Below are 15042 nucleotides of genomic sequence, written 5' to 3'. Positions count from 1 at the left end.
CTGCGCTCAATCGGTGATTTGAGCCGCCACGATAGGGAGCCAACTCGCCCCAAACAAACGGTTCAATTGCGCGTTTCTCCTATATCCGCGATCTAGGTGAAACGCGGAATTTAACCCCGCGTTTTCACTGTTTTCGCCGCATAGACTGCGGCCATGCCATACGCCCCCGAACTTAAAGAAGCTGCCAAACGCCTCTATTTACGCCGCTGCAAGCCGCGTGAAATTCAGGCGCAATTGTCCCTGCCCAACATCCGGATCATTTACTACTGGATCCGCCAGGGTGAGTGGGACGACATGCTGTCGGATGAAGAACCGCTGACCGCCATAGGCCGGCGAATCACCCTGCTCCTGGACAAAACCACATCGCTGTCCAAAGGCGATCTGGACGAGCTCGACCGACTGACCACTGTCCGCGAGCGGTTGTTAAAGCAGTCGGCGAAACCGGTGCCGGCACCGGTCGGTGATCCGCCGGCGGACGATGGCCAGCGCCGAGAAGGTCAGCGCAAAGACCGAGGCGATCGCGGCGACAAAGGCGGGAAGAAGCGCGAGAAGAAATCCAAGAACGAAGTCGGCGATTTGACGGAGGTGGACTTTCTCGACAAGTTCATCAGCAAAATGTACGGCTACCAAAAGGAGCTGTTTGCCGCCAAACAGAATCCGCTGACGAGTCGGATCCGGAACATCCTCAAAAGCCGCCAGGTGGGCCTGACCTACTACTTCGCCGGCGAAGCGTTCATGGACGCCGTGTTGACCGGCGACAACCAGATCTTCCTGTCGGCCAGCCGCGCCCAATCCGAGATTTTCCGTAGCTACATCGTGTCGTTCGCCCAGGAGTGGTTCGGCCTGGAGCTGACCGGCAACCCGATCGTGTTGAGCAAAGACGGCAAGCCATGGGCCGAATTGCGTTTTCTCAGCACCAACAGCAGCACCGCCCAGGGTCACCATGGCCACGTCTACGTTGACGAATATTTCTGGATCCGCGACTTCGAAAAACTGAACACCGTCGCCAGTGCCATGGCCACGCACAAGAAGTGGCGCAAGACCTACTTTTCGACACCCAGCGCCGTGTCGCATCAGGCCTATCCGTTCTGGACCGGCGAGAAATTTCGCAACAGCAAACGCAAGAACGCCAAGGATCCGTGGCCCAGTGAGGCGCAAGCGGCAGCGGGTTCGCTGTGTCCGGACGGGCAATGGCGCAAGGTCATTACGATTCTCGACGCCATCACCGGTGGCTGTGATCTGTTCGACCTCGAGCAGCTGCAGCTGGAGTACGACGAGGACAAATTTCAGCAGCTGTTCATGTGCAAGTTCATCGACAGCACACAAAGCGCCTTTTCCCTGGCAGACCTGGAACGCTGCTACTCCGACCAGTCGTTGTGGACCGACTACGACCCCGACGAGCCGCGTCCGTTTGGCAACAGCCCGGTCTGGATCGGCTACGACCCGAGCCGCACCCGTGACGATGCCAGTTGCGTGGTCATTGCCCCACCGCTTGAGAACGGCGGCAAGTTCCGGATTCTGGAAAAGCATAGTTGGCGTGGGCAGTCGTTCAAGTACCAGGCCGAGCAGGTCAAGAAACTCACCGAGCGCTTCAACGTGCAGCACATCGGCATCGACACCACCGGCATCGGTTACGGCGTGTTCGACCTGGTGCGCGACTTCTACCCGCGTGCAACCTCGATCCACTACAGCCTTGAGACCAAAAACACCCTGGTGCTCAAGGCGCAGGACACCATCCAAGGCAGCCGCATCGAGTGGGACGCCGGCTGGAACGATATCGCTCAGGCCTTCCTGACGATCAAGCGCGGCACCACCGGCGGTGGTCAAGTGACCTACAGCGCATCGCGCACCGACGCCTCAGGCCACGCCGACATTGCCTGGGCGATCATGCACGCCCTCGCCCATGAACCCCTCAACACCAACAAACAGCGGCGCAGCCGCTACACCTTTAGCGGATCAAACACCCATGGGCAAACCAGCAAAAAACCAGCAGCAACCACCGGCAACCGCTCCGATGCGGGCCTTTTCATTCGGTGCGCCGGAACAGGTACTGTCCGAAAACATCGGGCATTACCTGGGCGTGTTCGCCACCCACGACGGGCGAACCTACACCCCGCCGGTGTCACGCCAAGGCCTGGCCAAACTGCTGCGTGCCAACGCACACCATGGCGCCATTCCGGGATTCAAACGCAACCTGCTGCTGCGTGAGTTCGTATCGTCCAAAGGCTGCTCGATCAAAACCATGAGCTGTGCAGCGCTGGATTTTATGGTGTTCGGCGAAGCGTATTTCCGCCGCAACCGCAACGTTTTCGGCCAGGTGCTGGAGATGGATCATCTGCCGGCGATCAACATGCGGGTGAAGGTCGGCGGCGGGTTTGTGATGCTGCAGAAAGACGGCAAAGAGTTGGAGTTCAGCGAAGACGAGGTTGAGCACGTCATGAACTACGACGTGGAACAAAACATCTACGGCGTGCCTGAGTACCTGGGCGGCATGCAGGCGCTGCTGCTCAATGAAGCCGCTACCCTCTTTCGCCGGCGCTACTACAGCAACGGTGCACACGCAGGCTACATCTTCTACACCAACGACCCGAACCTGACCGAGGAAGACGAAGTATCGCTGCGCGATCAGATCAGTGCGAGCAAGGGTGTGGGTAACTTTCGATCGCTGTTCGTGAACATCCCGGGCGGTACCGAGAAGGCGATTCAAATCATCCCGGTGGGTGACTTCCAAGCCAAAGACGAGCTGGAAAAGGTCAAGAACATCACGCGTAACGACGTGATTGCGGCATGGCGGATGAACCCCGCGCTGGCCGGCATCATTCCGGAAAACAACGCAGGTTTTGGCGATATCGAAAAGATCGATAGGGTTTACACAAGCAACGAGATCCGTCCGATCTGTCAGTTATTCAACCAGTTGAACGATTCGCTACGCGAAGACAGGCGATTCACCTGGAAAACCACAAAAGATACAGCTGTTTCCACTTAGCATAGCCAGCGCGCAAGAGATTACCACTGCTCACTATGGCAAAATGGTGGTAATTGGATGCCCTGGGGAGGGACACAATGCGAGTTGAATGCAAATGCGGACACCGAGGACGGATCGCTTCAAGAGAGAAGTTTTCCGTGGATTTCGTGAAGCTGTACTGCCAGTGCCTGGATGCAAAGTGCGGGCACACATGGGTAGCAGAATTGACATTTTCTCACACGCTAAGCCCGTCGGCTCAGTCATACGAAAGGATGTTGCTAGATCGTTTGAAAGAGATGCCCAGGGCAAAACAGCGCGAGCTATTTGAGCAGTTGGGAACACAGGCAGTGGCGTGACGCGCAAACCGCCGACTCGAATTTGTCGGCGATCGGTTACATCGATAAGCGATCAGACAACTGCCGACTCCTCTGGAATCGTCACCAATGCCTCGGTGAGGCGCCGTAGTTGTTTTCGATCCTCATCGGTCAACTGACGGTAAAGCCCGACGAGGCGACGTTCGATTTTCGAAAGGGGGTGCCACTCAAACTCAATAGTTTGGATATGACTGTTATCGATTTCTGCGCGATCCAACATGCTCACTACTCCATTTAAGTGCATTGCTGAATCGACGTTATCGGGGACAAGGGACAGCTTTAAAACCGAAGGGGTGACGAATGCTTTACATGCTTTGTTACCAGTTAATTCGAATTTTTTGCTACGTCATCCGCAATCGCCTGCAAGAAGCGACGAACAGATTTTTGGTCATCTGGTGGCATGCTGCGATATCGCTTGATCATCACATCCTCATCCTCGCTCAACCCTCCAACGGGAGCAGGAGTATGGGCGCCCGTGACTACGTAAAGGACGTCGAGGCCTACGGCATTCAAGGCTTTCAAATAGGCAGTATCCGGGCGGCGCTCGTCCCGTTCGTAACTCCCTTGAGTATTCCGGGTTACGCCTCCAATTTGAGCCATTTCCTCTTGTTTAAGCCCCAATCGCACCCGTTCTTCGCGTAAGCATTCGCCCGCACTCAACTCCGAGAACTCACCAAATGACAACTTTTTCAAACTTCAGCCCCTTTACAGGACAAATAACTTGGTCATAATCAGCGCCGTACGAACACGAACCCACACAAACGCACACGAGCGAACACTATGCCCGCCACTCTTACACCCGAGCAAGCCCGTGAGGCACTTGATCACAAAGGAATGTGCCTTGCGGAGTTCTGTCGCATGCACTTACTGAATAAGAATTTGGTCAGCGACCTTCTCAACGGTCGTAAAAAAGGTCGCCGAGGGGAGGCACATCGCGCCGCCGTTTTGTTAGGCATCAAAGACGGCGTAATCGAACAGTAATGGCACCGAGCCACAGGAAAAAGCAGAACATGAAAAGCTCAGTTCTAACGACTCGGCGTCAGGTAGTCAGCGCAATCATCTGCGCCTATTCAGGCGGACGCGAATATGCGGCAGCTCGAATCGGTCTGTCTCTCAAGAAGTTCGATAACCACGCCTATGAGAACAACAACAGTCGTCCACTGACAGACGCTCAGATCCATCAGCTCGAACTCGAGGCAGATACGACCTTCTTACCCGAATACATTGCGGCAATGTATGGCGGCATGTTTGTTCCCGTAGCCGAGCCGGACTCGCTGGACAACGTCGAGATGTACGCCAGATGTGTCCAGGCGGCCGCCAAGAAGGGCACCGTCGACCACCTCATTGCCGAGGCACTGAAAGACGGGGTCATCAACGAAGCTGAGGCTGAAGCGATCCTTCACGCGGACACTTTGCACCTAGCAGCTAGGCACGCCGAGGTTTTGGCGGTCATCCAACTGCACGCGTCAAAAGCGGAAAAATCCAAATGACTCAGTTGCCTGCAATACAGGAATATCAGGACGTGCTCAAGGCCGCCGCACTTGTGTTCTTGGAACGCCACCACTGTGAACACCTCGGCGACGATCAGCAGTTATTTGACCGCGCCGTGCAGCACCTGGTCAGCGATTACGACGTGCTTACACAGACCGCTGAAAAATTGGTGCATTTGGCCAGCAGCGATATGACCGCCGTCCGCGATCGGCAACGCCTGGACATCGTCAGCAGCACGTCGACACACACCGTCATCATCGACCCGGCCACCGGCAACGCGTGGGCCGTCCCGATCAGCTTGATCTACGAGCGCATTCTCAACACGCCGGACAACAGTCGTTTCCGCGTAGCCGCACCGTAATTCCCAACCCATAAACCGCCTGCCCCACCGTCGTGGGTTTGGGTGAGCTGCGCCCGAAATTGAGGTTTGACGATGGAACATGCCATGAACATCAACGCAAAACTGACGCCCGATCAGGCGAAAGCGCTCTTGGCCAGTTTGCGCGAGCAATACCGTCTCAACTTCAACGACCTTTGGTACGCAGACCAGTACCGCTTGATTCCCGATGGTTTGCGCCACGGATCGATACTTGCCAATTGCCCTGTGATGGCTGCTCAGAAACACCTGATTGGCGCCCTCACACTCAGCCTCAAAGCAGTGAAATAACCATGAGAGAAGATCTGCGTCACGACGTATTGCAGCGCCTTGAGTCCGACTTCGGCCTTAAACATCGCAGTGGCACTGACTACATGCGTGGCGGTACTTGCCCCAACTGCAATCAGAAAACCCTTTTCACGCGATTTTCAGCCCCCTGGATGGTGATCTGTGGTCGCCCTGAAAAGTGCAAGCACACCATGCCGGTCAAGGAGATCTACAACGATCTCTTCGAAGACTGGAGCAAGCGCGCGCCGGTAACAAATGATCAGCCAAACGCCACTGCACGGGCCTATCTGGAGTTCGGGCGCGGCTTTCGCCTTGAGGTCATCTCGGGTTGGTACTCACAAGACAGCTACTTTTCCCCCGAAGCAAATGCCGGCAGTGCCACCGTGCGCTTTGCCCTCGAAAAAGGTGGCTACTGGGAACGACTGATTGATAAGCCGCATCGCTTCGGAAAGAAAAAAGCACGCTTCAAACCGGGCGAAAGCTACAAAGGTGTGTGGTGGTGTCCGCCCTGCATCGACTTGCTCGAGGTCAAAGAACTCTGGATCACCGAAGGAATCTTTGACGCCATTGCACTCGTTCATAACGACATTGCTGCAGTGGCCGCCATGTCATCCAACGCTTTCCCTGAGGCGTCACTGCAAAAGCTCGTTGAACTGCGAAGAGGGAAGCTGCCAACGCTCGTATGGGCTCCGGACAATGAGCCTGGGGCTTGTGAATACGCCCGACGATGGGTGCGTTTGGCTCGCGAAATGGGGTTTACCTGCAGGGCAGCACTGATCCCGCAACCCGGCCGTAAAGTCGATTGGAACGACCTGCATCAACGTTGGCAGTTTGAGGACGACGAGCAGAAGCGTATTCACCGCCGCAAGCGTGACTTTGAAGCTGCCCGGCACCAGGGCGACCTTCTGCTGGCGGAGTCCGCCAAGGAAAAAGCACTGCTGATCTATGACTGGGAAGAAGAGGGATCAGAGTTTCACTTCGACTTTTATAACCGTCTGTACTGGGCGAAATTCGATCTACACAAGCTCGACGAAGAACAGCGCGAGCTGCTGAATAGTGACGATCACGAAGATCAATTGCTTACCGAGAAAGGAGCCAGACGCAAGGCACTGGAAACGGCTTGCTCGTTAAAACTGTTGGCCAATTGCAAGTTTGAAGCTCTGTACAAACAGGTGAGTGAGTCAACCGGTGAAGCTTGGTACTACGTGCGGATCTGCCCACCGAACGATGCCCCCAGCGAGAAGATCACCTTCACCCTGAAACAGTTCGCATCGAGCGGTGAATTCAAAGCCCGGCTTCTGTACTCCAGCGCCGTTTGGCTGGGTGCGCAAAAACACCTCGATCAAATATCGATGAAACAGATCGAGGGCATCAAAACCGTCGAGACGGTGGATTTTGTCGGCTACAGCAAAGAGCACGGGGCCTACATATTTAGTGACCTCGCTTGCTATCAAGGGACTGTGTTCAAACCGAACAAAGACGACTTTTTCGAGTTCGGTAAACGCCGCGTGAAGTGCCTTGTCAAAAACGTGAAGATCCACCCGAAAGCCACTCACGAGGGCTACCGCGACGATTGGCTGACGTTGCTGTGGCTATGTTTCGGCACCAAGGGGCTGATCGCCTTGACGTTCTGGTTCGGTTCGCTGTTCGCGGAACAGATCCGTGCAAAGTACGAAAGCTTTCCTTTCCTTGAAGCCACCGGTGAAGCGGACGCCGGCAAGACCACGTTGATCGTGTTCTTGTGGAAACTTTTCGGACGCCACTACGAGGGCTTCGATCCGAAAAAAGGCACCACATCCGGGCGCAGTCGGGCGATGGGCCAAGTTGCCGGCATGCCCGTCGTGCTGATCGAAGGTGATCGGAATAGCGACGCAGCAAACACAAAATCATTTGATTGGGACGAACTTAAAGACTTTTTCGGCGGCGGTCTGCTGGGCACTCGTGGCGTGAAAAACAATACAAACGAAACCTACGAGCCTGAGTTTCGCGGCACGATCGCTATCAGCATGAACGCCCCAGTGACCGGCCACGAGGCCATCATGAGCCGGATCGTAAAACTGCATTTCCTCAAACCTAAGATCACACCTGAAAGCACCACAGCAGCGGATGCGCTTAACCAGGTGGAAATAGACGAAGTCAGCAATTTTCTTGTTCAAGCGATCAGCCACGAACCGCAGGTGCTGGCTCTATTTGCAGAGAGCTACCCGAAACATCGCGAGTATCTACGTTCCCTGCGCACTCTCGGTTCGGCTCGGATCATCAAGAACCACAGCATGATGCTCGCGCTACTGGACTGTCTCGCCCTTGTACTGCCCCTGAGCGGAACAATGATCGAAGACGCCCGCAGCGAAATCATCGCAATGGCGCACGAACGTCAGGCCGCGATCATTACCGATCCGCCGGAAGTGGTCGAGTTCTGGCAGGTCTACGAGTACCTGGAATCGCTCAGCAGCGAGCCGCTGGTTAATCACAGCAAGAAGCCCGACGTCATCGCGATCAACCTCAATGGCTTCGCCAAAGTCGCGGCCGAGCATCGCCAGAAGCTCGCAGACATCGGCACGTTACGCCAACTGCTGCGCGACTGCCGCTCCCACAAGTTGATTGACGTCAACCGCACCACGTCCAGCGCCATCAACAGCATTCAACGCAAGAACATGCCACTCAGCCCCGCACCTGAATCGGTGAGCTGCTGGCAGTTCAAGGCCTGACCACCACGGAGAGAAAACATGCACGTTCACGTCATCGCCGGCGCCGGCGCCGGCCGGGAGGGTCATACAGATCGCCTCAAGCACCTGCTGGGCCTACAGGACTGGATGGGGCAACCAGTGTCCGTTCACGCTGAGGCTTACGGAGAAACGGGCTTAGTTGAGATTCTTGAGGTACGTGCAGTAGGAGGCGACACCGAAATCTTGGTGCGGGACTGCACGACAGAACAAATCCACGCGGTACTTAAATGGCAGTCCGCAACAGAGGAAGTGACCGAGCTTGAGGATCTGCTGATCCACCTGGTCAAGAAGGAAGGTTCGCCACAACGACGTGCTGGCGAAGGCCGGTAATTAGGGTGGTGCCGAGGAGTTACAGCTCCCCGGCACCGACCACCACTGAGGGCAACACCATGGAAGCACAGCACCAAAGCGGCAGCGAATTGAAGGCTAACACAACGCCCAACGATGACGTCCAGTCGGCACGGCATCTGATGGCCATTCGGATCGTCGGCACCGCATTGTTCGATTACCAGGTGCGGAAAACAGACGACGCAAGGATTCGTCTTGAATGCGTGACCAGCTTTGCAAAAGAGCTTGGCGACATCAGCGCACACGAAGTCGCCGTGGTCGCCCAGTTGCTGGCCAGCCGAGGGTCATCAGGGGTCGCTGCATGAGTACCCGTGACCGTCCAACAATGGCCAGCAAACGGCTGGACCTGCCGAGCATCTGCGATATATGCGGTACAGCCAGATCCACCCGCAAACACAAAAAATGCAGCCGCATCCGTCAGCACCGTAAAACTGACGCATGGGCCGCAGTGATGGCCGAAAAGGCTGCAATCAAGACAGCAAAGGAACGCCGCTATGTATAACTGCCGATCGCCAGCCAGGTTTGTAGTCCGCCTTCGCGGTGGACTGCGCATACAGCCAGAATCTGATGTATGGATTTCTACTACGCTGGTACCTGAGTCCGCCTCTAAACTCGGCTTCCACCAGGTGCGGAAATTGTCAGATTCGGGGGCTGTGCCGTGACCTTGGCCACATCAGGTATTTTGACCTTTCAAGACCTACAGCACATCACTGGCTATCAGCGCAGGTCGGACGTTGAACGATCGCTGATTGACCAGGGCGTGCGATTGTTTCGCGGCCGCACCGGTCCCTGGACAACGCTCGATCTGATTAACCATGCCGGCGGCGTCAAGCCGGCCAGCTCTGAACGGTACGACGTCGATATAATATGAGGCGAGCCAGGAAGCGTAAGCATAATCCCCACATCCCTGCGCATGTCGATCAGGCCGCCCTTCCGGCGGCCGTTTACTTTGATCATCGCGGCAGCGGCGTTTGGTACACCCTTCATTACGACGAGACAGGAAAACAGCGCCGGAAGAATTTGGCGCCGGCGGACGTCTCACTCGCAGAACTTCACCGAATTATGGACGAGGCGTCCAACATTGATCGGGGCACCCTGCGCTATGTTTGTGAGCAATTCCACGAGAGCGAACGATATAAAAAACTCAGCCCAAAAACCCACGATGATTACTGCTATTCCCGCGACGTGATGCTCAACGTACCAACCAAACTGGGCAAGCCGCTGGGCGACCTGGCTGTAAAGAAATTTACGGCTGCTCTGGTACAACGCATCGTCGATCGGCTCGCAGATGAAGGCACACCGTCAAAAGCTGCGCACGCACTGCGATACCTGCGGCGCGTGTTGCAGTGGGGCCGTAACCGTGGATTTCTGGAAGTGAATCCCGCGCTCGGCATCGAGGCGCCGATTGAGCGCAAACAACGCCGGCTGCCACGCCACAACGTCATGGACATCCTGATCGACCGCGCAACTGCACGCGGCCGGTTGGCACGCAATGAACCAGGTGGTTGCCCGGAGTATCTGGCCAGCGTCATGGAGCTGGCCTACCTCTGTCGGTTGCGTGGCATCGAGGTCGTGACCCTAACCGACGCCAACGAGCTGGACGAGGGGCTGTTGACCAACCGTCGCAAGGGCAGCCGCGACAACATAGTGCGTTGGACTCCGCGGTTACGTGCGGTTTGGGATAGCGCGAAGGCGCTTCGTGCAAGGACCTGGAAACGTCGCAAAACGACTATTCCGATCTCACCATCACGGCGTCACATCATCGTGGCCAGCCATGGCGGTCCGCTTCGCAAATCCAGCCTCGACACCGCCTGGCAGCGGTTCATCACACTGGCGATAGCGGACGGCGCCGTCACACCAGACGAACGCTTTGCCCTGCATGACCTGAAACGACGCGGCATTACCGATACAGTTGGTAACCGGGCAGACAAGCAGGAAGCCAGCGGGCATCGTGACCCCAAGATGATGGACGTTTACGACTTGAGTATCCCTACCGTATCCCCGTCTGCTGACTGAGCCCCCCGTGACAAGCGAACTAGTGCCCGCGATATATGCGGGCTTTGGCGAGTTTGCACGTAACATCACCTCGTTACTCTTTTTCGGCAAGGCCGCGCCGGGCCAGCGGCGACTGGCCTACTGATACACTGAATGAACATGACAATAGAGGGGAAGTCTGCGGATGCCGTATCAACGAATGGAAGAGCTTGAGAGGGAATTCGGTCTTCTGATTTCACTCATTGCAGACATGATCACTGCGCAGGCAGTGCAGCACGATCCGGCAGCTGACTCTCCTAGGTGGATGTTCAGTCAGCATGACCTGGCAAAGAAGCTATTCCGTCATATGTGTTCCGCGCGAACTTTACTTGAAGCCTCTCCCTTTCAAAATCAAACCATCCCATCACGCGGCTTTATTGATCATTCTTCAGTAGCGGTTCTGACTCGCTCATCGCTTGAAAACTATCTAGTGATGACCTGGCTTCTCAGCGGCGGAAATGAATCGCTGCAAGAGTTCCGACATAATGTTTGGGAGTATTGTGGGTGGAAAAAGCGGAGCAAATTCGCAGCCACTACGGATGATGCTCGAACGGCCCGACAGGTAGCCGAAGACGATGCTGCCGCCTTATGGCCTTTGATCCAGAGCTCTCCGCACTTCCAAAACTATGCTGAGCCCCATCGAGAACGCTTGCGCAAGGGTGACTGGGGTGTGGGCTGGCACTGGAATGACCTGGCAGTGGAGGCTGGTTTGCACAGAACCTACTTCACCTCGACCTATCCCTTCTTAAGCGGCCATGTCCACAGTGACTTCATCGGCGCGCTTCAGAACGGCCAAGCGGCCACTCTGGAAGATCAGTACATGCTGGCAACAGGTCACTTGCAGGTTATCGTCATGCTGATGGGGCACTTCTCACATCATTATGCGAGCTTGTTCCCCCCTGCCAAGAACGTACTGCTTCATGCGGGTGAAGTACGCGAGATCGCGGAAAAGTGGAATCTCTGTGCTGAAGATATGGATTTTCTTTACCGGCCGCGAGAATGAACTGCCTGTCGATTGAGCAAATCCCACGTAAGAAGCGATCCTGAGCCCGCGAATAACGCGGGCTTTGGGGCGTCAGCACGTAATAAGAAATCTCTCAACCCCTTGATTTTACTGTTCTGAGCAGCTTCCTTGTAATCAGTAGGTCCCGGGTTCGACTCCTGGTGCCGGCACCATACGCAGTATCGAAAAAGGCTCACCGAAAGGTGGGCCTTTTTCGTTTATGGGTCTTACGCTCCTGAGTTTCCCCTGCTCGCTCCTCGTTTCGTGTTCGCTCCTCCTCCGCCCCTCTCGCTGAAGGATGGTTATATTCATCAAAGGTGCGAATCGACGCATCCAATTCTGGTACCGCGCATCTACATATCTCACCGAAACGATGAGCGGTTAAGGTCGAAAATCAGTGAGGCGGCATAATGAAAGCAGTGCTGATGCACAACCTGCCACTTCTCTCCGCCGTTGCGAGCCCCTTTGTAATGAACACCGAACGACGTTACTCGATCATCTTGGAGCACAGCGCCGAGGTGCTGCTTGAACATGCACCCATGGCGCAGATAGAGGCATTTTGGGACGCCAACGATACCCGCTACTTCGGGTTGCGTATGGAGGACGAGCACAGCGCACACGCACGAGTGATTGTTACAGACAAAGTCCCCGACGAAGAAGATGTGGAGCTTTCCTGCCTGTAGCGAATGGAATCACTCGCCACCTACGAGAGGTGGGGGGGCGCCCAGATGATTCTCAGATCTATTTTTCAGATCTATTGCCGACACCACACAACAAAGCCCTCGTAGAAATACGAGGGCTTTGTTGTTTCTGCGGTTTGGAAAAACGGTCTTAGTGACCCGCGCTCTGCCCACCATCCACATGCAGGATCTCGCCGGTGACAAAGTTCGCGCTATCCAAATAAACAACAGCCTGCGCAATATCACTAATCTCACCCATATGCCCAACCGGATGCAGATTCCCCAACGCTTCATGCGTCTCCTCACCATGCATCGGAGTCTTGATGATGCCTGGCGAAACCGCATTCACCCGAATCCCACGCTTGGCGTACTCAATGGCCAGGGACTTGGTCGCAGCGTTCAAGCCACCTTTGGTCAGCGAGGCCAGTACCGACGGCACACCGTCAATCGCGTGATCCACCAGACTGGTGGTGATGTTGACAACGTGGCCTTTGCCTTGTTTTTCCATCTCGGTGATCGCGAGTTGGGTGATGTAGAAGAAGCCATTCAGGTTCACCGACAGCACCGCCGCGTAGTCTTCAGGGGTGTAGGCGGTAAACGGCTTGGCAACGAAGATCCCGGCGTTGTTGACCAGGGTGTCGATGCGGCCAAAACGGGCGATGGCTTCACGGATCACTTGCTGCGCGACGGCCGGGTCGCCGATGTCGCCGGCCACGGTGAGGATGTCCGGGTCGGTGGACGGTTTGATCGAACGCGAAGTGGCGACAACTTTGTAATCCAGTTCGCGGAAGGCTTTAACCATGCCTGCGCCGAGGCCTTGGGATGCGCCGGTAACTACGATGACTTTTTTCGAATTGCTCATGATGAACCTCTACTAATAAATGATGGTTTGAAAAGTAAGTAATCAGGCTTCGGCGGGGGCGTTGGCCATTTGTCTCAACATCTGTTCGTAGTACTCGACCGACTGCGAACCGGACACCAGGTGGCGACCGTTCAGCACCATGGCCGGAACCGAGTTGATGCCGTGCTGGCGGTAGAACGCTTCGAGCTCACGTACTTCTTTGGCAAACGCGCCGGACGCCAACACCTCTTGAGCAGCCGCCGCATCCAGTCCCGCTTCAGCTGCCAGACGAACCAGCGTCTCGCGATCACTCGGGTTCTGGCCGTCGGCGAAGTAAGCGCGCAACAGGATTTTCTTCAGAGCGACCTGCCGCCCTTCCTGCAACGCCCACAACAGCAGCCGATGCGCATCAAACGTGTTGTAGAAGTGAGTGCGTTTCTCCAAATCGAACTTGAAACCGATGGCCGCGCCACGCTCGATCTGCATCGCTTTGCCGACGGCGACGTCTTCGGCAGTCCTTCCATATTTGCGCATCAAATGCTCGACCGCTTTTTCGCCGACTGCCGGCATGTCCGGGTTCAGCTCGAAGGGCTTGTAGGTCAGCTCCACCGAGACTTCACCAGCCACGTTCTCGATCGCCTGCTCCAGCGCCGTCGCGCCCAATGCACACCACGGGCACACCACGTCGGAGATGAAATCGATGGAGACTGTCGCGGTCATGACTTGCCCTCCGCCTCAGCCAGTTGCTTTCGGTACTGGGTGGTGGTGATGCCGGCGTAACCCCAGTTATCGGTGTCGACTTCTTCGATCACGATGTGGGTCAGGTGCGGATCCTTCTTCAGGACGCGCTCCAGGGTTTCAGTGATTTCGGCGATCACCTGAGCTTTCTGCTCAGAGGTAACGCCATCGCGGGTGATGCGTACGCTTACGAAAGGCATGAGGACTCTCCAGTGACCTTCCCTTCGGAATGAATGGGTCGGCGTTGGAGCTCAATGTATGGAGTTAGCTGGAGGGGATAAAGGTGGGAGCGGGAACATCATTAGTTACTTCGTGTAATGATTGTCTCGATGGAGGACGCTAAAACTGTTTGCGTCGAAAATGATTAATCGGCCAACTTCCATTTAACGCAACGTTTAGATATCGCCAAAAAATGGAGAAATGCTCATGACAATTCTATTTTTCGACAGCCCGTTCCATGTCACGCACGACGAGGAAATCGCCAACAAAATGGTGGGGGAAGTGGAGCTATCGATAGTCACTGATTGCCCGCAAAAGCCTGGCGTCGAAGAGAATGAGGCCGGCGTCAGATTAGACGTGGGGCATTCCCCTATTCCCAAGCCTCAGGACCAGTAAATCACCGAAGCTCTCACCCTACGCCACCACCTAGCCACGATTGCGCATCCGCGGCCCTCAAGCTACTTTCAACCCGTCGCTGCCAATTCAGCGACCGGGCCTGAGAACTCGAATTTGATGCAGAAACCAACTGGAGTTCTCCTTATGAATGCCCGCAATCCATTCAAAATTTTTGCCATTGCTGCACCAAGTCACGCACACCACCGCCCAAAAACCGGAGGTGCCCAATGACCAACCCTCAAGACCTGAAAACCATCGGCCTCACCCCTTTCTCCTACCACGCCAACCAACCGCTCTTCCGCATAAACGCCGGCGTCCCGGTCATCGCAGCCCTCTCCCACGCATCCGACCTGCTCCACGTCGCCAAACTGCTCGCATCAGACGCCGCAATGGTCCGCGACACCGACCGGCATGCCTGGGCATCGCATTATTTGCAGGATATGAGTAAGGCGATCATTGATGACGTGGTGAAGGTGTTGGACGCGCCGATGAACAATCGCAATCAGTAACGCCGTCACGTCCATCAGAAAACTGCGCGCAAAAAAAGCCCCGAATCAATCGGG

The 15042-nt window shown here is 55.8% G+C and carries 22 protein-coding genes; 17 read left to right on the top strand and 5 right to left on the bottom strand.

Translation table 11 applies throughout. From position 1 onward, the window contains the following. Window positions 1–153 precede the first annotated feature (153 nt). The 3 genes from ACA068_RS01455 (at window position 154) to ACA068_RS01445 (ending at window position 3321) form a co-directional block, all read left to right on the top strand. Window positions 154–2208, top strand: coding sequence for a terminase large subunit domain-containing protein (locus ACA068_RS01455; RefSeq protein ID WP_497307048.1), 2055 nt, complete (start codon window positions 154–156; stop codon window positions 2206–2208). Continuing rightward, complete coding sequence (locus ACA068_RS01450) at window positions 2120–2986, top strand: phage portal protein (protein ID WP_497310524.1); 867 nt, start codon at window positions 2120–2122, stop codon at window positions 2984–2986. The genes ACA068_RS01455 and ACA068_RS01450 overlap by 89 nt, the downstream gene beginning before the upstream one ends. A gap of 77 nt (window positions 2987–3063) precedes the next feature. Next, a complete protein-coding gene (locus tag ACA068_RS01445; protein ID WP_497307046.1) occupies window positions 3064–3321 on the top strand; it encodes an ogr/Delta-like zinc finger family protein in 258 nt (85 codons plus the stop codon). A 52-nt stretch (window positions 3322–3373) separates the two neighbouring features. On the opposite strand, the gene ACA068_RS01440 is transcribed toward ACA068_RS01445, so the two are convergent. Together ACA068_RS01440 and ACA068_RS01435 are read right to left on the bottom strand one after the other, a co-directional pair. Beyond that, window positions 3374–3559 (bottom strand): hypothetical protein, encoded by a 186-nt coding sequence (locus ACA068_RS01440; protein WP_497307045.1) that lies wholly within the window; start codon window positions 3557–3559, stop codon window positions 3374–3376. 104 nt (window positions 3560–3663) lie between these two features. Next, window positions 3664–4032 (bottom strand): helix-turn-helix domain-containing protein, encoded by a 369-nt coding sequence (locus ACA068_RS01435; RefSeq protein ID WP_497307044.1) that lies wholly within the window; start codon window positions 4030–4032, stop codon window positions 3664–3666. Between the two features lie 87 nt (window positions 4033–4119). On the opposite strand from ACA068_RS01435, the gene ACA068_RS01430 reads away from it, so the two are divergent. The 12 genes from ACA068_RS01430 to ACA068_RS01375 all read left to right on the top strand — a co-directional run bounded on the left by ACA068_RS01430 (window position 4120) and on the right by ACA068_RS01375 (window position 12288). Beyond that, window positions 4120–4320 carry a DNA-binding protein gene (locus tag ACA068_RS01430; RefSeq protein ID WP_497307042.1) on the top strand — a complete coding sequence of 67 codons (201 nt, stop codon included), beginning with the start codon at window positions 4120–4122 and terminating at the stop codon, window positions 4318–4320. Between the two features lie 29 nt (window positions 4321–4349). Beyond that, the gene (locus ACA068_RS01425) at window positions 4350–4829 is read left to right on the top strand and encodes a YmfL family putative regulatory protein (RefSeq protein WP_497307040.1); all 480 of its coding nucleotides are present in this window, start codon (window positions 4350–4352) and stop codon (window positions 4827–4829) included. Next, on the top strand, window positions 4826–5191 hold the full coding sequence (locus tag ACA068_RS01420; RefSeq protein WP_497307038.1) for a hypothetical protein: 366 nt from the start codon (window positions 4826–4828) through the stop codon (window positions 5189–5191). Before ACA068_RS01425 ends, ACA068_RS01420 begins: the two co-directional genes overlap by 4 nt. Before the next feature lie 72 nt (window positions 5192–5263). Then, window positions 5264–5497, top strand: a complete 234-nt coding sequence (locus ACA068_RS01415; protein WP_497307036.1) for a hypothetical protein — start codon at window positions 5264–5266, stop codon at window positions 5495–5497. 2 nt (window positions 5498–5499) lie between these two features. Further along, window positions 5500–8202 (top strand): toprim domain-containing protein, encoded by a 2703-nt coding sequence (locus ACA068_RS01410; protein WP_497307034.1) that lies wholly within the window; start codon window positions 5500–5502, stop codon window positions 8200–8202. Window positions 8203–8220: 18 nt separating this feature from the next. Then, entirely contained in the window at window positions 8221–8550 is a 330-nt protein-coding gene (locus ACA068_RS01405) for a hypothetical protein (RefSeq protein ID WP_497307033.1), read from the top strand. Between the two features lie 59 nt (window positions 8551–8609). After that, a complete protein-coding gene (locus ACA068_RS01400; RefSeq protein ID WP_497307031.1) occupies window positions 8610–8873 on the top strand; it encodes a hypothetical protein in 264 nt (87 codons plus the stop codon). Then, window positions 8870–9070, top strand: a complete 201-nt coding sequence (locus ACA068_RS01395; RefSeq protein WP_497307029.1) for a hypothetical protein — start codon at window positions 8870–8872, stop codon at window positions 9068–9070. The genes ACA068_RS01400 and ACA068_RS01395 overlap by 4 nt, the downstream gene beginning before the upstream one ends. A gap of 156 nt (window positions 9071–9226) precedes the next feature. Then, a complete protein-coding gene (locus ACA068_RS01390; protein WP_497307027.1) occupies window positions 9227–9439 on the top strand; it encodes a hypothetical protein in 213 nt (70 codons plus the stop codon). Continuing rightward, window positions 9436–10584 (top strand): site-specific integrase, encoded by a 1149-nt coding sequence (locus tag ACA068_RS01385; RefSeq protein ID WP_497307025.1) that lies wholly within the window; start codon window positions 9436–9438, stop codon window positions 10582–10584. Before ACA068_RS01390 ends, ACA068_RS01385 begins: the two co-directional genes overlap by 4 nt. 163 nt (window positions 10585–10747) lie before the next feature. After that, complete coding sequence (locus tag ACA068_RS01380; protein WP_497307023.1) at window positions 10748–11605, top strand: DUF5677 domain-containing protein; 858 nt, start codon at window positions 10748–10750, stop codon at window positions 11603–11605. A 470-nt stretch (window positions 11606–12075) separates the two neighbouring features. Continuing rightward, entirely contained in the window at window positions 12076–12288 is a 213-nt protein-coding gene (locus tag ACA068_RS01375; RefSeq protein WP_497310523.1) for a hypothetical protein, read from the top strand. A 148-nt stretch (window positions 12289–12436) separates the two neighbouring features. Here the strand turns inward: ACA068_RS01375 and ACA068_RS01370 are convergent, their stop codons facing one another. Genes ACA068_RS01370 through ACA068_RS01360 form a run of 3 tightly spaced genes read right to left on the bottom strand, consistent with a single transcriptional unit; the run spans window position 12437 to window position 14064 of the window. Then, on the bottom strand, window positions 12437–13147 hold the full coding sequence (locus ACA068_RS01370) for an SDR family NAD(P)-dependent oxidoreductase (protein ID WP_497307021.1): 711 nt from the start codon (window positions 13145–13147) through the stop codon (window positions 12437–12439). A 42-nt stretch (window positions 13148–13189) separates the two neighbouring features. After that, window positions 13190–13846 (bottom strand): DsbA family oxidoreductase, encoded by a 657-nt coding sequence (locus tag ACA068_RS01365; protein WP_497307020.1) that lies wholly within the window; start codon window positions 13844–13846, stop codon window positions 13190–13192. Further along, window positions 13843–14064 (bottom strand): tautomerase family protein, encoded by a 222-nt coding sequence (locus ACA068_RS01360; protein WP_059406388.1) that lies wholly within the window; start codon window positions 14062–14064, stop codon window positions 13843–13845. Before ACA068_RS01360 ends, ACA068_RS01365 begins: the two co-directional genes overlap by 4 nt. A gap of 226 nt (window positions 14065–14290) precedes the next feature. On the opposite strand from ACA068_RS01360, the gene ACA068_RS01355 reads away from it, so the two are divergent. Next, entirely contained in the window at window positions 14291–14479 is a 189-nt protein-coding gene (locus ACA068_RS01355) for a hypothetical protein (RefSeq protein WP_497307018.1), read from the top strand. Between the two features lie 227 nt (window positions 14480–14706). Then, window positions 14707–14988, top strand: coding sequence for a DUF3077 domain-containing protein (locus ACA068_RS01350; protein WP_497307016.1), 282 nt, complete (start codon window positions 14707–14709; stop codon window positions 14986–14988). The last annotated feature ends 54 nt before the right edge of the window (window positions 14989–15042 follow it).

This window comes from Pseudomonas sp. LBUM1660, assembly GCF_059695935.1.
The sequence above is the reverse complement of the archived record's forward strand: the minus strand, read 5'-3'. Positions and strand labels throughout refer to the sequence as shown.